Genomic DNA, 22,519 nt, shown 5'->3' with positions numbered 1-22,519 from the left:
CAGATGCCGATACTGAACCGTTATCAGGAACTCCAAAAACAGTCCGTGCTTGAACCAGATGCTGCTCAACTAAGAGCCGTAGAGCATCTGGGAAAGCTGGAGCAGCAACTTGATACCCATTCATCTTATCGAGAAACGCGCATACCAAGCACCACCTTGTCAGCAAAAGGACTTTATATCTGGGGCGACGTAGGAAGAGGAAAAACGCTGCTGATGGATCTGTTTTATAACGAATTACAGACCCAACGAAAGCTAAGAATGCACTTCCATCGCTTTATGAAAAGAATCCATAGCGATTTATTTGGCCTGTCTGGAACACGCAATCCCTTAGAGCAAGTAGCAAACCAGCTCGCTAACGAAACAGATATATTATGCTTTGACGAGTTTTTTGTTAGCGATATAGCTGATGCAATGATTCTAGGCCACCTGACCAAGGCCCTGTTTGAGAGAAAGGTTATATTTGTCACCACCTCCAACCAACACCCAGACCAGCTTTATGCTGATGGCGTGCAACGTGACCGGTTCTTACCAGCCATCCAGCAGCTAAAAAACAACAACCATATTTTCAATCTTAACGGAGACAAAGACTATAGACTGAACGCTCGCACTCTAAAGCCTATATATTTGGTTGGAACCAATCAGAACACAGAACCTCAACTGCACAAACACTACCAACAACTCACCGCAAACCCAGCTCCTTTAAAGCAATCACTGTTGATTGAAGGCCGCATAATAGCGTGCAAGGGAAATGACAAAGGTACCGCTTGGTTTGATTTCTCGGCGCTTTGCGAAGGCCCACGAAGTCAAAATGATTATATTCATCTCGCCAAAAGCTTCCACACCATAATAATCAGTAATATTCCGAAACTTGGAGGCGGCCATCAATTACAGCAAATAGCTCGCGGCACCGAGGACGTTATTAGTAATCCCACGGGGAACAGACAGCTTTTTAACGACGATCGAACACGGCGATTCATAACACTTATCGATGAACTCTACGATCACTCGGTAAATATTATCGCAAGCTTGAATGAACCACTGACCAATCTATATCAGGGCGGACACCTTGAATTCGAATTCCACCGCACACAAAGCCGCTTAATGGAAATGCAGGGTAACGATTATATTAACAGGCCCCATCGTCCCGACTAAAAAACAGCCAGCCTGTCAACAGGTCGATTTAAGCTCCTGGCGATACCTATCCGCCATCAAATCATTAAAACAACAGAATATAACCTTCTCTACCCCTACCTCGCCAGACAGGGCCTTCCGAACAGTTGAAACAGCCAACGGAACCGCCAGTTCAGAAGGATAGCCATAAACACCGCAACTGATTGCCGGGAACGCTATACTGTGCAACCCATAATCTTCCGCCAGCCGAAGGGATTCTATATAGCAGGAGACAAGCAACTCAGCCTCTCCTTCGCTACCACCGTGCCACACCGGACCGACCGTATGTATCACAAACTGAGCAGCCAGATCGTAACCATGAGTTATTTTCGCCTGACCTGTTCTACACCCAGCCAATCCACGACACTCGTTTACCAAGCCGGGCCCTGCGGCCCTGTGTATCGCTCCGTCTACTCCACCGCCACCCAGCAGCGAATTATTTGCAGCGTTGACAATCACATCAACATCCAAACGGGTAATATCACCCGTTACAACCTCTATTTTGACCATGAATCCTCCAAAGCCTCAACAGAACCCAGTTAAAAACCCCCGTCCAAATGAAAAGATATCTATTTTTCATTCACTTATCTTAGCCACAAAGCCCCTAAATATATACTCACGAGGTATATAAATCAGCCCCTAAATCTGGCATAGTACGTCCGTTTTGAAAGTCGCAGCCGGTCCACTGTTTTACACCTGAAACAACGCCGCTACGAATGGGTGACAACGATAATTTTAATACCCTTGTCCACCTTACTCCGGGCCCGATTACGGGGCACACCAAATAAAATTATTAATTCTGCTGCAGGATTCGAGCATGACTGGGACCTTACCACAGGCTTTGATGCGCAATTTCCTTGGAAATTCGCCGGTCTGGTATAAACAAACCATAGCCGCATTTCTGATTATCAATCCGATTCTTCTTATGATCGCCGGACCTACCTTCACAGGCTGGATGCTGATTTTCGAGTTTATTTTCACTTTGGCAATGGCACTTAAATGCTACCCACTGCAACCTGGCGGCTTGCTAGCAATCGAGGCAGTTGTTATTGGGCTGACTCACCCAGAACAGATTTACCATGAAGTGTCAGCCAACTTACCCGTAATTCTATTACTGATGTTTATGGTTGCCGGCATCTACTTTATGAAGGGGATGCTGCTGTACGTGTTTACCAAATTGCTGTTAAACGTGCGCGACAAGGTAAAAATTGCATTATTGTTCTCTTTTATGGGGGCGTTTCTTTCAGCATTTCTTGACGCACTAACGGTTACCGCCGTTCTGATTAGCGCTGGTGTTGGATTCTACTCGGTTTACCATAAAGTAGCCTCCGGAAAAGATTACGGCCATGATCACGACCATACATCTGACGACCATCTCGGTGATGATCACCGCTCGGAGCTGGACCAGTTTCGGGCATTTCTTCGCAGCCTGCTGATGCATGGAGCTGTTGGTACAGCACTTGGTGGTGTCTGCACCCTGGTTGGTGAACCTCAGAATCTCCTGATCGGTGAAAAAATGGGCTGGCACTTTGTCGAGTTTTTTGTTCGCACTGCCCCTATCTCTATGCCTGTATTGCTTTGCGGTCTATTGACTGTAATATTTCTGGAAAAGAAAAAGCTGTTTGGTTACGGTGAGCTTATCCCCGAGAACGTATTCCGCATCCTGCAAGAGTTCGACCAGGCCGAAGAGGCAAAAAGAACCAAACGCGATAAAATGGCCATTTATGTACAGTTTGCTGTAGCCATCTTTTTAATCCTGGCACTGGCACTGCACCTGGCTGAAGTCGGCATCATCGGATTAACCGTTATCGTACTGGCGACCAGTTTCAACGGTATTGTAGAAGAGCATCAGATTGGTAAAGCGTTTGAAGAAGCACTGCCATTTACCGCGTTGCTGGTAGTATTCTTCTGTATCGTCTCTGTTATTCACGACCAACACCTCTTCCAACCGATTATTGAATCAGTACTGGCAATGGATATTGGCGTACAGCCGGCGATGTTCTTTATCGCTAACGGTGTTCTTTCCGCCATCAGTGATAATGTTTTTGTTGCAACGGTTTACATTAACGAAGTAGCAGCAGCATTCCACTCAGGCGCAATAAGCCGCGAGCATTTTGAACACCTTGCTATTGCGATTAACACTGGCACCAACCTTCCAAGTGTTGCAACTCCTAATGGCCAGGCAGCCTTTCTGTTCCTGCTAACCTCAGCCGTCGCTCCCCTTATTCGTCTTTCCTATATGCGCATGGTCGTCATGGCTCTGCCATATACGATTGTACTCAGTGTTGTCGGATTAATTTCAGTACTGATATTCCTGTAACACAACGGCTAACAACCGTACGCTCAAAACTCAAAAGGCAGGCTATTAACCTGCCTTTTCATTTTATGACCTTTTCTCTGTGTGAGCTTTTCAGTATTTATTACGTTGTCAGAGCGAGATTCACTGGCTACCTCATACTGACAACACTAATCCCCGCATTACAACGAACGCCAAAGACTACCACCACTTTTTTTATCGATACGCTTAAGCATTGCTTCATGCTCTTGCAGCTCTGTGTTATCAGCCATCTTTACGGCGAGATTGTATTTTCCCTGAAGCACTCTTTTAATACCCGAGACCTCTTCACCAGCCTCACCCTGCCCCAGACTGAGACTGGTTTGCCCGCCTGTCATAAACAGATAAACATCTGCCAGAATTTCAGAATCCAGCAATGCCCCATGAAGCTCCCTATGGGCGTTATCGATACCATAACGCCGACAAAGGGCATCCAGACTGTTCCTCTGACCAGGATGCATCTGACGAGCCATTGCCAGCGTATCTAATACGCTGCAATAGTCTTCAAGTTTGCCAAGTTCAGGTCCAATCAGTGCAAACTCATGGTTTAAAAAACCCACATCAAAAGGCGCGTTATGTATAACCAGTTGCGCCCCTCTTACAAACTCCTGAAATTCCCGGGCAATATCGGCAAACAGCGGCTTATCCATCAAAAAATCGTTGGTAATACCGTGAACTTCAATAGCTTCTGCATCAATTTGACGCCGTGGATTAATGTATCGATGATAGGTTTTACCCGTCAGTTTGCGGTTGATCATCTCAACACAACCCACCTCGATAATCCGATGCCCCTCTGAAGGCTCAATACCGGTGGTTTCTGTATCTAAAACAATCTGTCTCATAACTTGATTCTCTTACCCCAATCATCACAATTTGACGCCTGTCTCTATTCAACAGAGCCATTGCCCGTAGACTCAGCTGCCAAGCGTCGAAAATTGTCTTAATATCAACCCAACTGACGCTATCATATCATAGCTGTACCTTCTACAATGACGACCGTCCCACTCTATCCACTTTAAGCGAAGGCTGTTACTTTTGAAAAAAATCAACGTCTATACGGATGGGTCTTGCCTCGGCAATCCAGGACCAGGCGGTTACGGTGCACTTCTTATATTCAATCAGCACAAAAAGGAAATTAGCCAGGGTTACCGTCTTACGACCAACAATAGAATGGAACTCATGGCAGCTGTTGAAGCACTGGCCTCTCTAAGCGAACCCTGCCAAGTCACACTCACTACCGACAGCCAGTATGTTCGTCAGGGAATAACTCAATGGATAGATGGCTGGAAACGCAAAGGCTGGAAAACAGCCAATAGAACTCCGGTAAAAAACGTTGATTTATGGAAGCGCCTGGATGATCTAAACAACCAACATAAAGTGGACTGGCGCTGGGTAAAAGGTCATAGCGGCCATCCGGAAAATGAGCGCGTAGACGATTTGGCGCGCGCCGCAGCCGAGTCCAACAACCTGCTTGAAGACGTTGGATTTAACGGCTGAGATCAGTCAATGGATGCTGACATAAAGCGATTACGCAACATCTCTCTGGCATCCATACCGTTGGTATGCATAAAGTCGATAAATGCCTGAGCCGCCGGAGACAGCTTCTTCTCTTCGTGATGCACCATACACCAACTACGAACGATCGGAAAAGACTCCACATCAAGCTCCGTAAGTAACCCGGTAGCAAGCTCTAAAGCAACACTATGGCGGGATAATATTGATATACCCAATCCCGCCATCAACCCCTGCTTGATTGTCTCACTGCTACCCAGCTCCATAATATCCTCTAACACAACATCATGCTCTCTCAGATGATCTTCGATCGCCTTTCTCGAACCCGAACCCTCTTCACGAGTCAGGAAGCAATAATCTGCGAACGCATCAATAGGAAGCCCTCGCTCCCCGACTAAGGGATGCTCAGGCGTAGCCAGAGGAATCATGGGATTATCAAGAAACGGGTAAGATACCAGTTTCATATCCTGAGGCACCTGAGCCATCAACACCAGATCATCCTCATTATTTGCTAACCGTCGCAACACCTGATCACGGTTGCGTACGATCAGACGAATTTTTATCTCAGGATACTCTCGCTGAAACATACCGAGAAGATGAGGTGCAAAATACATGGCACTTGTAACCACAGCTATTCTCAGGGTCCCATGCATAACCCCTTTCATCCGTGTAAGCGCCATTTCAAGATTATCCAGGCGCGAAAATATATCCTTACATGCCAGCTGTAACTCTGTACCCGCCGCGGTAAGATGAAGTTTCTTCCCAATACTCTCAAATAGCGGCAACCCGATATGCTCCTCCAATTGCTTTAACTGAATGCTTACCGCTGGCTGCGTTAAATGCATCTCTTCAGCGGCCCGGGTATAACTCATATGCCGAGCCACACATCCAAACAGCATCAGTTGGCGAAGTGTCATTTTCATGAAAATGCTTACTCGACTGAATTATTTAGGAAACCATAACCCCTTGAGCACTTGCACTCAACAGCAGATAACAGGCGTTGTATACCTGCGGCAAACACAAACAGGGTAAACCGGAACCCGAAGAATTATAGGGACTGCCGCCCTCAGTGGATACGCTTCAATAGAATCCCTTTGACACAAACCTTAAATCGAACAAAAACTCGAAAAAAAAGGGCCTGAAAAGGCCCTTTAAACTAAATAAACTTGAGATCAGGGCTTAACCCACGAATTTAATCATCACCCCTGCTGCAACAGCAGAACCAATAACCCCCGCAACATTAGGCCCCATCGCATGCATTAACAAGAAGTTCTGAGAGTTTGCCTCTAAACCAAGCTTATTCGATACTCTAGCAGCCATAGGGACTGCGGAAACCCCCGCAGAGCCTATCAACGGATTAATGGGGGTAGAACTGAGCCTGTTCATCCCTTTGGCCATAAGCACACCACAAGCAGTACCAATACCGAATGCAACCATACCGAGCATAAGAATCCCCAACGTATTCAAGTCCAGGAACTTATCGGCGCTCAGCTTAGACCCAACTGACAGCCCAAGGAATATGGTAACGATGTTGATCAGTGCGTTTTGGGAAGTATCACTGAGACGCTCAACAACGCCACACTCTCTCATCAAATTACCAAAGCAGAACATTCCCAGCAGCGGTGCCGCATCAGGTAACAACATAGCAACAAGAATCAGCAACAATAGCGGAAAGAAGATTTTTTCATTCTTTGACACTGGTCGAAGCTGAGTCATTGCCAGTTTGCGCTCATCTTCCGTCGTTAACCAACGCATGATAGGCGGCTGAATCATCGGCACCAAGGCCATGTACGAGTATGCCGCCACAGCAATGGCACCCAGGAGGTGCGGAGCAAGCAAACTAGCAACATAAATCGCTGTAGGACCATCCGCCCCACCAATAATACCGATTGCTGCAGCATCCTGAATAGAAAAGTCCATTACTCCAAGCGCAGTTAAACCCACTGCGCCCAGCACTGTGGCGAAAATACCAAACTGAGCCGCAGCACCAAGGAACAACGTCTTAGGGTTAGCCAGTAGCGGACCAAAATCAGTCATCGCACCAACTCCCATAAAGATCAGTAATGGAGCAGCCCCACTGGCTATTGATACCAGATAGAAGTTATACAACATCCCATTATTGAAGCCTGCATCAATAGCCAACTGAGTGATTTCAAGATGCTTTGCCTGAGAAGTCAGCGCATAAGCCTCTTTGATCGCCTTAGGGTCAGCGCTGGAAATTCCCAGTATATTGGCAAGTTGCTCCAACACTTCGGGGCCCCCCAGATGGACTGCGTTTTCAACAGCAGACAAGGCAAGCCCGGCTTCTGGAATGTTAGCCATAATACCGCCGAATCCGATAGGGACCAGCAACAAGGGTTCAAAATTCTTTTTGATAGCCAGAAACAGCAGCAGAAGGCCGACGGCAATCATCACCGCCTGCCCCCACTGGATCTGATAGATTCCAGAGCTAACAAAAAGATTAAGTAACTTATCCATTGGATACTGCCTCTACGCCAGGGTGAGCAGGGTATCCCCCACTTTCACCGCATCGCCTTCTTTAACTTCCACGGATCCAACAGTACCCGCTCGTGCAGCGCGAATATCGGTCTCCATTTTCATTGCTTCAAGAATGACCAACACATCACCTTCTTGAACTACCTGACCGGGTGATACTTCAACTTTCCAGATATTACCGGCAAGAGGTGCGCTAACTGGCTCTCCTCCAGCGGGCCCCGCTGCTGGCACAGGAGCAGAAGCCGCTGCAGACGCTGGGGCAGCGACAACAGGAGCCACCGCAGATATATCACCACCTTCCGATACCTGGACAACATAGCTCTGTCCGCTGACCGTAACCGTATAGACCTCTTCACCACCAGCAGCCTCTGAAGCCTGAGGAGCAGGCGCAGACGCGGCCTGAGCACTTTCCAGTGTTGGAACCGGCTCAAAGGCGCTTGCATCACCACGGTTTTCCAAAAACTTCAGCCCGATTTGCGGAAACAGAGCGTAAGTCAGCACATCATCAACTTCACGCTCTCCGCTCTCAATACGAAAGTCTTTATCTTTAGCCAGACCGCGTAACTCTTCAGTCAACTTGTCCAGCTCAGGCTCAAGTAAATCAGCGGGTCGACAGGTAATAGCCTCGGCACCGTCAAGAACACGCGCCTGTAACTCCTTGTTAAATTCCGCAGGAGCTACTCCGTATTCACCTTTCAAGATACCTGCAGTTTCTTTAGAGATACTCTTATAGCGCTCTCCCGTCAGAACATTCAGTACGGCCTGGGTGCCGACAATCTGTGAAGTCGGTGTTACCAGAGGAATCATGCCCAAATCTTTTCGTACTCGCGGGATTTCAGCTAACACATCATCCAGGCGATCCCCTGCCCCCTGATCTTTCAGCTGACTTTCCATATTCGTCAACATGCCTCCCGGTACTTGAGCTACCAGAATTCGCGAATCAACACCTTTCAGCGCGCCTTCCCACTTTGCGTACTTCTTTCTTACCTCACGGAAGTAGGCAGCTATCTCTTCGAGTAACTCAATGTCCAGGCCGGTGTCCCGGTCCGTACCTTCAAAGATAGAAACAACAGACTCTGTTGGTGAATGCCCGTAGGTCATAGACATGGATGAGATGGAAGTATCTACGTTATCAATCCCCGCTTCGACAGCTTTCAGAATCGATGTGGTAGAAAGCCCGGTTGTGGCATGACACTGCATATGCACAGGAATTTCCAGCTCAGCCTTTAAGCGACTGACCAGCTCGAATGCAACATAAGGTTTCAGCAGGCCAGCCATATCCTTAATACAGACTGAATGTGCGCCCATATCCTGAATACGCTTTGCCATGTCCACCCACATATCAACAGTGTGAACTTCACTGATGGTGTAGGAGATAGTTCCCTGAGCATGCTTGCCATTATCCAAAACAGCCTTGATCGCCGTCTCAAGATTCCGAACATCGTTCATCGCGTCAAAAACACGAAAAACATCGACACCATTAGCTGCCGCGCGCTCGACAAACTTCCTGACCACATCGTCCGCATAGTGCCGGTAACCAAGAATATTCTGACCACGGAATAACATCTGCTGCGGAGTGTTGGGCATGGCAGCCTTTAATTGGCGAATGCGATCCCAGGGATCCTCTCCCAGATAACGAATACAGGAATCAAAGGTGGCACCGCCCCAGGTTTCTACGGACCAGAAGCCGACCTGATCCAGCTTGCCAGCAATAGGTAGCATATCGGCAAGACGTAAACGGGTTGCGAATAAGGACTGGTGCGCATCGCGCAACACAACGTCGGTTATACCAAGAGGTTTCTTTGCATCAGTCATGGTGATTTGCCTTCATCATCTCAAAGCGAATTATAATTTTTTATTTCTTATGTTGAGCGCGATACTGGTGAATCGCTGCGGTGATCACAGCCGTAATCTGGCTTTGATCTGTTGTCGGCCCGGCTGCCGCAGGTATTGCCTTTGAAGCCGCAGGTTGAGGCTGAACGTCAGGTGCATACTTGGTCACAACCTTGGACATCAGGTTTGTAACGAGCACAAGTAAGGTAAGGAATACAAAAACGAACCCCATACCAAACACCATCAGCGTAACGCCTTCAGTAACCAAATCTGAAGAAGCCATCAAAGATACTCCGTGCATATATTAATCTGCAATTTCAACTTCCACTTTTCGTTACCTAAAGCCGACGAAAAATGAACCACTTAAACAGGCGAACTACGATAACCTGCCTTATTCATAAAACATAATTAATATTATTGATAGATACCATAAGCTTTTACTTATGATACATATCACTGGTCGGATGAAATCCTAATTTCACTGTTCGTTGCAGCCGGTTAACTGTTCGTTGCAGCCGGTAAATAGCTGCAACAAACGATACTCAGTCGTCAATTTCAGGCGTATCCAGAACACTCTTGATCTCTCCGGATGACTTTCGACCCGCCTGTTGCAGAGGCTTGTGTATCAACGGGAACACCAACCGACGTCGCCAATTCATTCCTACCGGCGTTAAGGTCACCGACTCCTTGGTTGCAATGACTACAAAAAAAGCGCCGTTGGCCACCCGGTAAGCAGCTCCCCAGCGCTCCATAAATTCTAACTTTCGCATCCACTTCTGGCTTTTAAAAGGCGGTCGATAGAATCCGGACACAGTGGTTTCCTGCTTTAGCTCAAGCAAAGTCAACCAATCATGCAATCGTCGCTGGCGAATAAAATGCGAACACCAGGGAATATCCTTATTACGACTGGATATCTGTTTATAGGCTCCCCAGAAGCTTGCCGGGTTAAAACCAACCACGACTAACTTACCACCTGGGCGAAGCACTCTGGCGGCCTCTCGCAAAACCTGATGGGGACTCTGGGCAAAATCCAGAGCATGATGAAGCATCACCGCATCAATGCACTCACTGGCAAATGGCAATTCGCTGGCGTTGCCAACAACACCAGCCTCAGACATACCCAGATTAACGGATGGCAACATCTCAAACTTATGGCTGGCACTGGACTGTCGAAGCAGTTGTAATCGAGGGACAAGTCCGATCTGAAGCAAATGATAGCCGAACACGCCTCCTACTAACTTATCCAGCACTTCCTGTTCTGCGGTTAAAAGCTGCTCACCGAGATCACTGGAAAACCAATCCCGGATATCTTCCATCATTTCTGTTAAAGGTAGTAGATTTGTATTCCCGTTCACTGCATAAACCATCCTGTCAGTCTATAACAATAGGCACAGCAGCCACCCAGGCCAAATGATCCTTACTGAGAGAAACCGCGGCAAATCTAAAATAGCATTTGTCCGACAAACTCCTGGCCAATACGGGTGTCACTGAATTATCCTTTGGAACAGCAAGGTCTCTGAAACTCACCGAGTTATTCAGAATGATAACCAAGCCCGGATAGTATAGGGTATTTTGCATTACATAAAGGACCCAGAAGGAAAACTCGATGCTTACAGTCAACGCAATTCCTGCTTTCCAGGATAACTATATATGGATGCTTAGCATTGCAGACAATAACAAAGTGTTTGTTATCGACCCGGGTGACGCAACGCCGGTGCTTGAGAAGCTAAAAGAAAACGATCTCAAGCTCGAAGGAATACTTATCACCCACCACCATGCTGATCATACAGGCGGCGTAGATACGTTGAGAAAATTCTCAGACATCCCGGTCTATGGACCCTCTGAGTCCCCCTATGCCGGAATCACTCATCCGCTAAAGGACGGCGACAGCTGTAAAGTTCTGGGCCATTCACTTTCTGTCAAAGCAGTACCAGGACATACGCTGGACCACATTTGTTATTATTACGATGGAACACAGGCGGAACAGGCCGTACCCCAAGCGCATAAACCACAACTGTTCTGCGGTGATACGCTCTTTCTTGCGGGCTGTGGCCGGCTTTTTGAAGGCAGTGCCAAGCAGATGATGGCTGCCATGCGCTTTTTCAAACAGCTGCCGGATAATACGGAAGTATACTGTACACACGAATACTCGATGGCCAATCTGGCCTTTGCTAAAGCGGTGGAGCCGCAGAACGAAGCAGTTCAAGCAACCATAAATCGTTGTAAATCACTCCGGGAACAACGCATTCCGACCATCCCAACCAATATTCAGCAGGAAAAACTAATCAATCCATTTTTGAGAACGGCGTCGGAAAGCGTTCAACTGGCGGCGAACCATCATGCCGGACGAACCTTAAACAACGAACAGGAAGTTTTTGCCGTCATTCGTCAATGGAAAGATGAGTTTAGGGGATAAGTCCAGCTTTTAAGGAAGGCATAATGTGCCGGGCCTGCACAACAATACTTGACCTCTTCTTCATGGCCGCCTAGAATCTTGTGCTTTTGGAATTTCGGTGCTCAGCTTTCCGAATGCATTTCCATCCTGGGAGTTTGGCGGCCACTATGCAGAAAACTAAAGCGGTTCTGGCTATGGATAACGCCTCCGATTTCGGCAAGTCATTTGCCACTATCACCTTTGCTATTCTGCTGGCAGGCTGTCAAAGCCTTTCAGAAGTTCCTACGACCCCTTCTCCGACAACCCAGACTGCCAAGCAATCTCCAGACAGACTACCTGATTCCTCTGATAACGAAAACGATCGATTGTTTTCTCTGAGGGACACAGCTCGAACGCCATTTGTATTTGAAGATGCACAAACAGATCCAACGTTGGAAACTGATCCTGGGAAGCAGCCGGATTCAACCCTATCAGCACCGGCCATTGCAGAGTCATCAGCCGGCAGCCATGGCCATATAAAACAGACACCTCCTTCCTCCGATCTCTGGCAACTGACCCGTGAGCATTTTGGTCTCAATCTGGACATTGAGGATCCAAGGATTGATGCGCAGATTAAATTGTACACAAAACATCCGCGCTATCTTGCACGAGTTACAGCACGAGCCGAGCGCTACTATTATTACGTCATCCATCAGGTTATTGAGCGAGGCATCCCCGCAGAGATCGCCCTGCTACCCATTATAGAAAGCGCCTACGACCCTTTCGCTTACTCTCATGGCCGGGCAGCCGGCCCGTGGCAATTCATCCCAGGTACCGCTAAACATTTTGGCCTCAAGAAAAGCTGGTGGTATGACGGACGTAGAGATATTCAGGCTTCAACTGATGCAGCTCTGACCTACCTTACGCAGTTGAACAAACGCTTTGACGGGGATTGGCAGCTGGCCCTTGCAGGTTACAACGCTGGAGGAGGCACTGTATCCAAGGCTATGCGCAAAAACAGGAAGGCCAACAAAGCCACCGATTTTTGGTCATTGCGATTACCCAAAGAAACCAGCGCTTATGTCCCAAAGCTGATTGCGCTGGCTAAGATATTCAGCTCGCCCGAAACCTACGGTGTGACACTGAAACCGATTCCTGATCGCCCTTACTTTACTGCGGTCGAGACCCATGCACAGATTGATCTGGCCCAGGCTGCAGAATTAGCACAGATTTCCGTCGACGAGCTTTATCTGTTGAACCCTGGATTCAATCAGTGGGCAACAGATCCCAACGGACCACATCAGCTTCTGATACCGTCAGAACAGGCTGACATCTTCAAAACCAAACTGGCCCAACTCCCAAAGAACAAACGAGTAAGCTGGAACCGTTATAAGGTCCGTTCCGGTGATAGCCTGATATCCATAGCAAAGAAAAACAATACAACGATTGATAGCCTTCGGACGGCCAACAACCTGCGTGGCAGCTTGATTCGAGCAGGACAAGTTCTATTGATCCCGACGGCTTCCGCTGATCCAAAAGCCTATGCCCTCAGCAGCAATCAGCGACAACAGAAGAAGAGCAAACGAATTGCGCTTCGATCAGGAAGGCAAAAGCAAAACTACACTGTTCAAAGTGGTGACAGCTTTTGGACAATTTCCCGTCGATTTGGAGTGAGTGTTCGAGAACTGGCAAGCTGGAACCAGATGGCTCCGGGAGACCCTCTACGAATCGGAAAGCAACTCTCGATCTGGCAAAACACAGAGTCGAAGGAAAAAGACGGCCGAAATATTGTTCGTAAAATCGGCTATCGAGTCCGTAGCGGGGATTCACTTTCACGCATAGCCAGCCGCTTTAATATAAAGATAAAGGACATCAAACGCTGGAATACTTTAAAGTCGTCTAAATATCTACAACCGGGTCAACGACTGACGCTCTATGTTGATGTGACTAAATCCCGTTAAACCTGATAGTCCGGATGGTTAACAAAACTATACTTTTTCAACAGCATACGGGGAACCTATTCCTGGTTTCCCTACCTAATCACTGAGCTTCTGCAACTGGCGTTAGACCCTGAATGCGATCAAGGAAAAGCCAGACTCAAAAAGCCAGACAGTAAGAAGCTTCAAAAAGATCAGCACAAAGTATTCATGTGACTCCCTCAGAAGAATAAAGGATCCTTCAGAGAATCGCTGTTAAGCACAGTTTCTATAGACATAGGATAAGAACACCTTAGCAATTGTACATTAGAATTATGCTGCTACTATTACGCTGGTAATATAAAGGCATTATGATTTTCAACCAGTTACTTGAGAAAGGCTTCTCTATGCCACGTATCATAGTTACTTTTTTGTTAGCTTTAGCCGTATATCCTGTCTGGGCTTCACCTGAGGTTATTAGCGCCCACGCGGTCGCCTTGAGAGGCACACCAAAATACCAACCAGATTTTCAAAACTTTGACTACGTAAACCCCGACGCCCCCAAAGGGGGGACTTTACGCCTGCATTCCATAGGGACCTTTGATAACTTTAATCGTTTCGCTCAACGTGGTGATGCAGCGACAGCCTCTGATCAGCTGTACGATACCCTTTTTGTGACATCCGACGATGAGATTGGAGTTTACTATCCACTCATTGCAGAAAAGGTTGATTTTGCAGACGATTATTCTTTTGTTACCTTCAGTCTTAATCCCGATGCCAGATTTCAAGATCAAACCCCTATTACAGCTGATGATGTGAAGTTCACTTTCGAGAAATTCTCAACTGAAGGTGTCGTCCAATTTAAGCGCTATTATTCATTCGTCAAAGACGTCGAAGTCTTAAGTCGACATCAGGTTAAGTTCTCATTGGAAGGTGCAAATAAGGAGCAAATGCTGTCATTGTTTACCTTGACCATCTTGCCCCAACATTACTGGGAATCCCGTAACTTTAAGGAACCACTAAAAGAAATTCCTATTGGCAGCAGCGGCATAACCGTTAAAGATTATAAATTTGGCCAGTATATAATCTATGAGCACTTAGATAATTACTGGGCCAAGGACTTACCCGTCAACAAAGGCCGGAATAACTTCAAATATATTCGATATGATTATTATCGAGACGCTATCGTGGCATTCGAAGCCTTTAAATCCGGAGAGTTTGATTTTTGGCAAGAAAGCGAGGCCAAAAACTGGGCCACCGCATACGACTTCCCCGCCTTTACCGATAAAAAGGTTTTGAAAGAACAGCTTCCTCACAGTATTCCACAACGGACTGATGGTTTTATCTTTAATTCAAAACGCCCTCAGTTTTCAGACCAGCGTGTTCGTGAAGCCTTAGCTTATATGATTGACTTTGAATGGATGAATAAGGCTCTGTTTTACAATCAATACACAAGAACCGAGAGTTATTTTACCAACACTGAATTTGCCGCAACAGGCCTGCCAGACGATGATGAACTTGAAATCCTGACCCCGCTTAAAGGAAAGATTCCGGAGCAGGTTTTTACCAAGGAGTTTAAATTACCAACAACCAAGGGCGACGGAAACATCCGAAATAACATGCGCCAGGCTCTTCGTTTACTTAAGAGTGCAGGTTGGGAACTTAAAGACCGCAAACTGGTTAATAGCAAGACAGGGAAACCCTTTGAGTTCGAACTGCTTTCTTACCGCCCGTTGACAGAGCGGATTGCCGCCCCCTTTAAGAGCAACCTGGCTAAAATAGGCATCACCCTAAACCTTCGTCAGGTTGACAGTACCCAGTTTATCAATCGCGTTCGTGAACACGATTTCGATATGGTTTCATTTCGCTATAGCGCTAACCCATACCCATCATCCAGTCTTAAAATAATCTGGCGCTCTGACTTTGTGGATTCCACCTGGAATATCGCCAACGTGACAGATCCTGCTATCGACGCCCTGATTGATGGTATAAACACCCACCAGGAAAACCCCAGAAAACTGCAAGCTTATGGACGAGCGCTTGATCGCACACTGTTATGGAACTTTTATATCATTCCGCAGTGGCATCTTAGCGCGTTCCGTATAGCCTATTGGGATAAGTTTAGCCGACCGGAGTCCAGACCGCTGTACTCTCTGGGAATAGATACCTGGTGGCAAAACAACAAAAAGCCTGGAGCGGACCAATAATCAATGGCAGCCTACGTAGTTCGCAGATTATTGCTTATGATCCCAACCCTGTGGATCATCATCACAATCAATTTCTTCATCATACAAACAGCTCCCGGTGGCCCTGTCGAGCAGGCAATGGCCCAGGCAATGGGGCTTGAAGGAGAAGTTTTAGATCGAGTCACCAACGCCAATAAGGCTGAAGTGCAAACCGAAGAGTCCAACGATAGCGGCTATCGCGGAGCTCGTGGGCTCGATCCGGAAGTCATTGCTGATATTGAAAAGCGCTTTGGCTTTGACAAACCTTTGTCGGAACGATACTGGAATATGATCATCGAATACCTGACTTTTGACTTCGGTGACAGCTTATTTAAAAGTGGCTCGGTGATAGACCTTATTATAGAACGAATGCCTGTATCGATTTCACTGGGACTTTGGTCCACATTGCTGATTTATCTTATATCTATACCTCTTGGCATTTCTAAAGCACTTCGAAATGGTCATCAGTTTGACCGCTGGACCAGCACCATACTTTCTATCGCTTATGCTATACCCGGATTTTTGTTCGCGATTTTACTGGTCATCCTTTTTGCAGGAGGCACCTATTTCGATATATTCCCATTAAGGGGGATCGTTTCTGACAACTGGTCTGAACTTTCACTAATGGACAAGATACTCGATTATGCATGGCACATGGCATTACCCGTAACAGCCAGTGTCATAGGAGGCTTCGCCGCCCTGACTTTATTGACAAAAAACTCCTTTCTGGACGAAATCAATAAGCAGTATGTAATGACAGCCAAAGCAAAGGGCCTTACCGATAGGGAAGTTCTTTACAAGCACGTTTTTAGAAACGCGATGCTGATAATTATTTCTGGCTTCCCTGCTGCATTTATCTCAATATTTTTTACCGGCTCGCTACTGATAGAGGTTATCTTTTCACTGGAGGGTATTGGCCTGTTAGGATTTGAAGCCATTACTCAACGGGACTATCCCGTGGTATTCAGCACTCTATACATTTTTACCTTACTTGGTTTGATCATGGCGCTGATAACCGACCTGACCTACACCTGGGTTGATCCCAGAATTGATTTCGAAAGTCGCTGATACAAGAGTGCGGGGAACGAATGAAGCCGCACCCATGAGCAGCAGACTTTCTGACTGCTGTAATTGTCAATATGATGGCTGAGATAGAATGAAGTTGAACCAAAAAGATCTGCGCCGCTGGCAAAAATTCAAATCACACCGGTTAGGTGTCGCATCACTGATCATCTTTTCAATACTCTTTGTCATCTGTCTGTTTGCCGACTTTGTTGCTAACGACAAGCCATTGCTGGTGCAATACAATGACAGTTATTTTTTCCCTGTACTGGAAAGTTACTCTGAAACAGAGTTTGGTGGAGAGTTCGAAACAGAAGCAGACTATCGGGATCCTTATGTAAAAGAACTTATTGAAGCCAACGGCTGGCTTATCTGGCCCCCTATTCCCTACAGTTTTAAAACCATAATCTACAACCTCCCCAGCCCCGCCCCAAGCCCTCCCTCACCAGATAACTGGTTGGGTACTGATGATCAGGGCAGAGATGTTTTAGCTCGGGTTATTTATGGATTCAGAATCTCTGTTTTATTTGGTTTTTCCTTAACAATTGTATCTGCCGTGATTGGTGTGATGGCAGGGGCAATACAGGGCTACTATGGAGGCTGGGTCGATCTGCTGTTCCAGCGATTCATAGAAATCTGGTCAAGCATGCCAACTCTGTTCATGTTGATAATATTGGCCAGTATTATACAGCCCACCTTCTGGATATTATTGGGCTTCACCTTGTTATTTGCCTGGGTTAGCTACGTTGGTGCCGTGCGGGCAGAATTTCTGCGCGGTCGAAACTTCGAATATGTCCTGGCCGCTCGGGCTATGGGAATGAGTGATCGCCGGCTGATGTTCAAGCATATATTGCCAAACGCCATGGTAGCGACGATGACATTTATGCCTTTTACTCTTTCTGGCTCTGTTGTCACTCTCACGTCTCTGGATTTTCTTGGCTTTGGCCTTCCTCCCGGCTCTCCATCGCTGGGAGAACTGCTTGCTCAGGGCAAGGCTAATTTGCAAGCCCCATGGCTCGGTATCACTGCATTTGTTGTGCTCGCGCTGCTAATGGGACTGCTTATTTTTATTGGCGAGGCTGTTCGGGATGCCTTTGACCCTCGGAGTGAATACTGATGAACCAGCTTTTATCAAATAGCTCAAACATTGCCAGCTCATCTGAATAACGGATCTATATGCAGCCTCTTCTAAGTATTAAAGACCTTACACTCGGATTTAAGCAGAACGGCACCGTCAATCAGGTAGTCAACAGAATTAGTTTTGATCTTCACAAAGGTCAGATTTTGGGTCTTGTGGGAGAAAGCGGCTCAGGTAAGTCCGTCACTGCTCTAAGCATAATTAGGCTGCTAAATTCGCCTCCTCTCACCTATCTTGGAGGAGACATTCAGTGGAACGGCGAAAGCTTGTTTTCTGCCACAGAGAAGCGAATGCAGCAGATCAGAGGGCATGAAATCAGTGTTATTTTTCAGGAACCACTAACCTCATTAAATCCACTGCATAAAATCCACAGACAAATTTCTGAGACGATTGAAAGACACCAGGGACTTTCACAGCAAAAATGTATTGATTTGGCATTATACTGGCTTAAGCGGGTCGGAATTCGTGACCCGGAACGGAAACTGAATACCTACCCTCACCAACTGTCCGGAGGTGAGCGCCAGCGTGTTATGATTGCGATGGCTCTGGTTAATAAACCCAAATTATTGATTGCCGATGAACCAACAACTGCGCTGGATGTGACTATCCAGGCACAGATATTAGACCTTATCAAAGAACTGCAGGCAGAAATCGGCATGTCTGTGCTATTCATCACCCATGATCTCCACATTGTCAGAAAACTAGCCAATCAGGTCGTAGTCATGGAGAAAGGTGACCTGGTTGAGCAAGGGAGTACTAAGGCTGTTTTTGAAAACCCTCAGCATCCCTACACCCAAAAACTGATAGCTTCCGAACCTCACGGAAACCCTGCTGAATTCACTCCCACAGAAGAACCTATTTTGCAAGTTAACAATCTGCGCTGCTGGTTCCCGATAAAAAAGGGTCTTTTTCAACGCACTGTCGATCACGTTAAAGCAGTTGATGACATCTCTCTTGCAATAATGCCCGGAGAATCGGTTGGAGTTGTGGGGGAAAGCGGATCAGGGAAGTCGACCCTTGGAAAAAGTATCTTGAGCCTGGAAAAAAGTACCGGAGAAATTTGGTACAAAGGTCTGCGTATTGACCTTCTGGACCAAAAAGCGACGAAACCCCTACGGAAAGAAATTCAAATTATTTTTCAGGACCCCTACGGTTCACTAAGCCCTAGAATGACTATTGCTGAAATCATCGGCGAAGGCATGGATATCCACGATATCGGCACCGCAGCTGAACGCGAAGAAAAAATAGTCAATGCCATGATGGAAGTCGAACTCAACCCTGACTGGAGAACACGATATCCAAACGAATTCTCCGGCGGACAACGCCAGCGAATAGCCATTGCCCGTGCCTTGGTTCTCAAGCCAAAACTGCTGATACTTGATGAACCTACCTCTTCCTTAGACCGGACTATCCAACAACAGGTAATAGAGCTACTGCTACGACTACAACAAAGCCACAATCTCAGCTATTTGTTTATCAGTCATGATCTGCGGGTTGTTAAGGCACTCTGTCACAGGATGGTTGTAATGCAAGCGGGCAAAGTAGTCGAAGATGGTAACTGCGAAGATCTTTATCAAAAACCGACCCATCCCTATACCGAGCAATTACTAAAAACAGCGTTCTATTAAAGAGGTAAGCAAAGGCCTCTGGTATCAGCCCCACCGAGAGACCTTCTACCAGACTTACCCTCAAAGGATAAATTATTCCCACACACATTTTCCAATAGTAAGCACTTTCTCTGATAGCACACACCGACATGAAAGAAAGAAACTTTTCTCTTTTTTATCCGTTAAGTTCGAGCTAATTCATGACTTTTAGCGGCAATATCGAAACAATTTTGAGACACTTCCGGTTTTCTGGTAACTTTGCAGTCGACTTGCTGCATTGCGATAATGAATAAGCAAACGTAGCGCAAATAACTTTGAAAACATTCAACCTACAAGTAATTCTTAACCTAGAACACATCTAACCAAGGAGCGACGAGTGGAAGCACGCCCAGCTACAAAACCGCAAAATCCTAATTTTTCATCAGGCCCCTGCAGTAAGCGCCCTGGCTATTCAGTAACAAATTTAGACATTTCAACATTAGGCCGCTCTCATCGCTCCAGCCTCGGAAAAGCAGCGCTGGAAAAAGCAATTAACGATACCAAAGAGCTACTGGACTTACCCCAAGGTTACCGTGTTGGAATAGTACCGGCTTCGGATACTGGCGCGGTCGAAATGGCTCTTTGGAGTTTACTCGGCGCACGACCTGTAGATGTGTGTTCATGGGAGTCTTTTGGTGCAGGCTGGCACACAGACATAACCAAACAACTAAAATTGGAGGCCAACCACCTCAGCGCCGAATACGGCAAGCTACCAGACTTTTCCCAAACCAATCCAGATCACGATATCGTCTTCACCTGGAACGGAACAACATCCGGGGTAAAAGTATCCAACGCCGACTGGATTTCCGACCAGCGCCAGGGGCTTACTATCTGTGATGCCACCTCTGCTGTATTTGCCATGGAACTTCCCTGGGAGAAGCTGGATGTAATCACCTTTAGCTGGCAAAAAGTCCTGGGAGGCGAAGGCGCTCACGGAGTTCTTATTCTAAGCCCTCGTGCAGTTGAACGTCTCGAATCCTACACGCCTGAATGGCCACTTCCAAAAATCTTCCGGCTCACCAAGGCAGGCAAACTGATCGAGGGCATTTTTAAAGGAGCAACGATTAATACTCCGTCAATGCTCTGTGTTGCCGATTATCAGGATGCCTTAAACTGGGTTGGTGAAATAGGTGGTGTGAGTAAAGCCATTGAAATCAGTAAGAACAACCTTAAAGCGGTAGAGGCTTTCGTAGAGAGTAACGACTGGATCCATTTCCTTGCAGAAAATCCGGCTGAGCGCTCCAATACCAGTGTTTGTCTGACACTGGATCTCGAACCAGATCAGGTTAAGGCTTTGGTAAAGCTTCTCGATAATGAAGGGGTCGCATATGACATTGGGGCTTACCGGGACGCCCCTGCCGGTCTAAGACTCTGGTGTGGTGCAACAGTTTCCACAGCTGACGTTGAAGCATTGCTACCTTGGCTTGGTTGGGGTTACCAGCAAGTTAAAAATGCTTAACAGGAATCTGAATAAAGACACTCGACGGATCTTATAAAACTCTGTTGAGATGACTTTACAAGCAGCCCAACTGATTAACAGCGGGGACACTCCCCGCTAAACTGGAATCAACCAACATGTATCAAATAAGGACTTATAACGCAATTTCTGTCAAAGGTCTGGACCGCTTCCCCCGAGATCGCTATGAGATCGCCAGCGAACTACCCAATCCCGATGCCTTTCTTCTTCGCAGCGAAAAGCTACACGGGGTCGAGTTTCCAAAATCCCTACAAGCCATCGCCCGGGCTGGAGCTGGTGTAAATAATGTCCCCCTTGAACGGGCCAGCGAAGAAGGCGTAGTTGTATTTAATGCGCCGGGGGCTAACGCTAATGCTGTAAAAGAGCTGGTTCTTGCTGGACTCCTGCTTGGTGCTCGAGATATTTATCAGGGTATGGCGTTTGTCGACACCCTTGAACCTCAAGCTGGCCTGGATCCCTTGCTGGAAAAAGAGAAGAAACGTTTTGCCGGCTCTGAACTTATGGGGAAAACCCTGGGAGTCGTTGGCCTTGGCAACATCGGTTCTCTCGTGGCCAACATGGGTCTGTCACTGGGCATGAAAGTCATCGGCTACGACCCTGCGATATCGGTCGAAGCAGCCTGGCGTCTTTCCAGTCAGGTTCAGAAAATGGATAACCTCGTCAGCCTGTTTTCAAAATGTGATTATATCAGTCTCCATTTACCCGCCCTGGAATCGACTCAAGGGCTGATTAATGACAACCTGCTGGCAAACGTCAAACAACACTGTGTGTTACTGAACTTCGCTCGGGGGGAAATTGTTGATCGTCCGGCAGTCATTAAGGCCCTTGATGACAATCGCCTGCACCGCTACGTTTCTGACTTTCCCGCCAATGACACTCTGGGGCACCCAAAGATGCTTCAAATGCCGCATATTGGCGCAAGCACTGCGGAGGCAGAGGAAAACTGTGCCGTTATGGCAGCTGACCAATTAATGGAGTTTCTTGAGAATGGCAATATACGCAATTCTGTAAACTTCCCTCACATTGAGCTGGGGCGAACCACAGACTATCGCTTAACGATAACTAATCGTAATGTCCCAAAAGTACTGGGACGTATTACCGCCATCTTCGCCGAATACGACTTAAACATTGTCGATATGCTGAACAAAAGTCGCAATGATATTGCCTACAACATCATTGATCTTGAACAGCAGCCGAGCGATGAGGTTATCAATGCGCTAAAAGCCGTCGAAGAGGTCATTAATCTGCGGGTAATTTCCTGATCCTGCAACAGCTTAGCCCCTCCCTCTGCAACGGTATCCGGGATAGACTGCCAAGGACGGCGACCCAACATAT

General features: G+C 47.0%; 18 protein-coding genes. 11 read left to right on the top strand and 7 right to left on the bottom strand.

The window, feature by feature from the left end; genetic code table 11:
- Positions 1-3 precede the first annotated feature (3 nt).
- Positions 4-1,152 (top strand): cell division protein ZapE, encoded by a 1,149-nt coding sequence (zapE, locus tag BGP75_RS19870; protein ID WP_076720624.1) that lies wholly within the window; start codon positions 4-6, stop codon positions 1,150-1,152.
- Positions 1,153-1,167: 15 nt separating this feature from the next.
- Here the strand turns inward: zapE and BGP75_RS19865 are convergent, their stop codons facing one another.
- Positions 1,168-1,680 (bottom strand): O-acetyl-ADP-ribose deacetylase, encoded by a 513-nt coding sequence (locus BGP75_RS19865; protein WP_076720623.1) that lies wholly within the window; start codon positions 1,678-1,680, stop codon positions 1,168-1,170.
- A 307-nt stretch (positions 1,681-1,987) separates the two neighbouring features.
- On the opposite strand from BGP75_RS19865, the gene nhaB reads away from it, so the two are divergent.
- Entirely contained in the window at positions 1,988-3,490 is a 1,503-nt protein-coding gene (gene nhaB / locus BGP75_RS19860) for a sodium/proton antiporter NhaB (RefSeq protein ID WP_076720622.1), read from the top strand.
- A 158-nt stretch (positions 3,491-3,648) separates the two neighbouring features.
- On the opposite strand, the gene dnaQ is transcribed toward nhaB, so the two are convergent.
- Positions 3,649-4,347, bottom strand: coding sequence for a DNA polymerase III subunit epsilon (gene dnaQ, locus BGP75_RS19855; RefSeq protein WP_076720621.1), 699 nt, complete (start codon positions 4,345-4,347; stop codon positions 3,649-3,651).
- Positions 4,348-4,540: 193 nt separating this feature from the next.
- Between dnaQ and rnhA the strand changes: the two genes are divergently transcribed.
- Entirely contained in the window at positions 4,541-5,002 is a 462-nt protein-coding gene (gene rnhA, locus BGP75_RS19850; protein WP_076720620.1) for a ribonuclease HI, read from the top strand.
- A gap of 2 nt (positions 5,003-5,004) precedes the next feature.
- Here the strand turns inward: rnhA and BGP75_RS19845 are convergent, their stop codons facing one another.
- The 5 genes from BGP75_RS19845 to BGP75_RS19825 all read right to left on the bottom strand — a co-directional run bounded on the left by BGP75_RS19845 (position 5,005) and on the right by BGP75_RS19825 (position 10,701).
- Positions 5,005-5,940 (bottom strand): LysR family transcriptional regulator, encoded by a 936-nt coding sequence (locus BGP75_RS19845; RefSeq protein WP_076720619.1) that lies wholly within the window; start codon positions 5,938-5,940, stop codon positions 5,005-5,007.
- 256 nt (positions 5,941-6,196) lie between these two features.
- A complete protein-coding gene (locus BGP75_RS19840) occupies positions 6,197-7,495 on the bottom strand; it encodes a sodium ion-translocating decarboxylase subunit beta (protein WP_076720618.1) in 1,299 nt (432 codons plus the stop codon).
- Between the two features lie 12 nt (positions 7,496-7,507).
- A complete protein-coding gene (oadA, locus tag BGP75_RS19835) occupies positions 7,508-9,328 on the bottom strand; it encodes a sodium-extruding oxaloacetate decarboxylase subunit alpha (protein WP_076720617.1) in 1,821 nt (606 codons plus the stop codon).
- A gap of 40 nt (positions 9,329-9,368) precedes the next feature.
- A complete protein-coding gene (locus BGP75_RS19830; RefSeq protein WP_076720616.1) occupies positions 9,369-9,629 on the bottom strand; it encodes an OadG family protein in 261 nt (86 codons plus the stop codon).
- A gap of 259 nt (positions 9,630-9,888) precedes the next feature.
- Positions 9,889-10,701, bottom strand: coding sequence for a methyltransferase domain-containing protein (locus tag BGP75_RS19825; protein ID WP_158070141.1), 813 nt, complete (start codon positions 10,699-10,701; stop codon positions 9,889-9,891).
- 251 nt (positions 10,702-10,952) lie between these two features.
- Between BGP75_RS19825 and gloB the strand changes: the two genes are divergently transcribed.
- From gloB to BGP75_RS19780, 8 genes are all read left to right on the top strand, one after another.
- On the top strand, positions 10,953-11,762 hold the full coding sequence (gene gloB / locus BGP75_RS19815; RefSeq protein ID WP_076720613.1) for a hydroxyacylglutathione hydrolase: 810 nt from the start codon (positions 10,953-10,955) through the stop codon (positions 11,760-11,762).
- Positions 11,763-11,908: 146 nt separating this feature from the next.
- The gene (locus BGP75_RS19810) at positions 11,909-13,681 is read left to right on the top strand and encodes a LysM peptidoglycan-binding domain-containing protein (protein ID WP_233152983.1); all 1,773 of its coding nucleotides are present in this window, start codon (positions 11,909-11,911) and stop codon (positions 13,679-13,681) included.
- 362 nt (positions 13,682-14,043) lie between these two features.
- Entirely contained in the window at positions 14,044-15,843 is a 1,800-nt protein-coding gene (locus BGP75_RS19805; protein ID WP_076720642.1) for an extracellular solute-binding protein, read from the top strand.
- Between the two features lie 3 nt (positions 15,844-15,846).
- Positions 15,847-16,929 carry a microcin C ABC transporter permease YejB gene (locus tag BGP75_RS19800; RefSeq protein ID WP_076720612.1) on the top strand — a complete coding sequence of 361 codons (1,083 nt, stop codon included), beginning with the start codon at positions 15,847-15,849 and terminating at the stop codon, positions 16,927-16,929.
- A gap of 88 nt (positions 16,930-17,017) precedes the next feature.
- Positions 17,018-18,040, top strand: coding sequence for an ABC transporter permease (locus BGP75_RS19795; RefSeq protein WP_076720611.1), 1,023 nt, complete (start codon positions 17,018-17,020; stop codon positions 18,038-18,040).
- A gap of 59 nt (positions 18,041-18,099) precedes the next feature.
- Positions 18,100-19,689 carry an ABC transporter ATP-binding protein gene (locus BGP75_RS19790; protein WP_076720610.1) on the top strand — a complete coding sequence of 530 codons (1,590 nt, stop codon included), beginning with the start codon at positions 18,100-18,102 and terminating at the stop codon, positions 19,687-19,689.
- Between the two features lie 355 nt (positions 19,690-20,044).
- Positions 20,045-21,166, top strand: coding sequence for a phosphoserine transaminase (locus tag BGP75_RS19785; RefSeq protein ID WP_076720609.1), 1,122 nt, complete (start codon positions 20,045-20,047; stop codon positions 21,164-21,166).
- A gap of 116 nt (positions 21,167-21,282) precedes the next feature.
- Complete coding sequence (locus BGP75_RS19780) at positions 21,283-22,446, top strand: phosphoglycerate dehydrogenase (RefSeq protein ID WP_076720608.1); 1,164 nt, start codon at positions 21,283-21,285, stop codon at positions 22,444-22,446.
- The last annotated feature ends 73 nt before the right edge of the window (positions 22,447-22,519 follow it).

Source organism: Motiliproteus sp. MSK22-1 (assembly GCF_001968815.1).
Classification (GTDB): domain Bacteria; phylum Pseudomonadota; class Gammaproteobacteria; order Pseudomonadales; family Balneatricaceae; genus Motiliproteus.
Note: the sequence above shows the minus strand (reverse complement) of the source record. Positions and strands in the feature narration are given on the sequence as shown.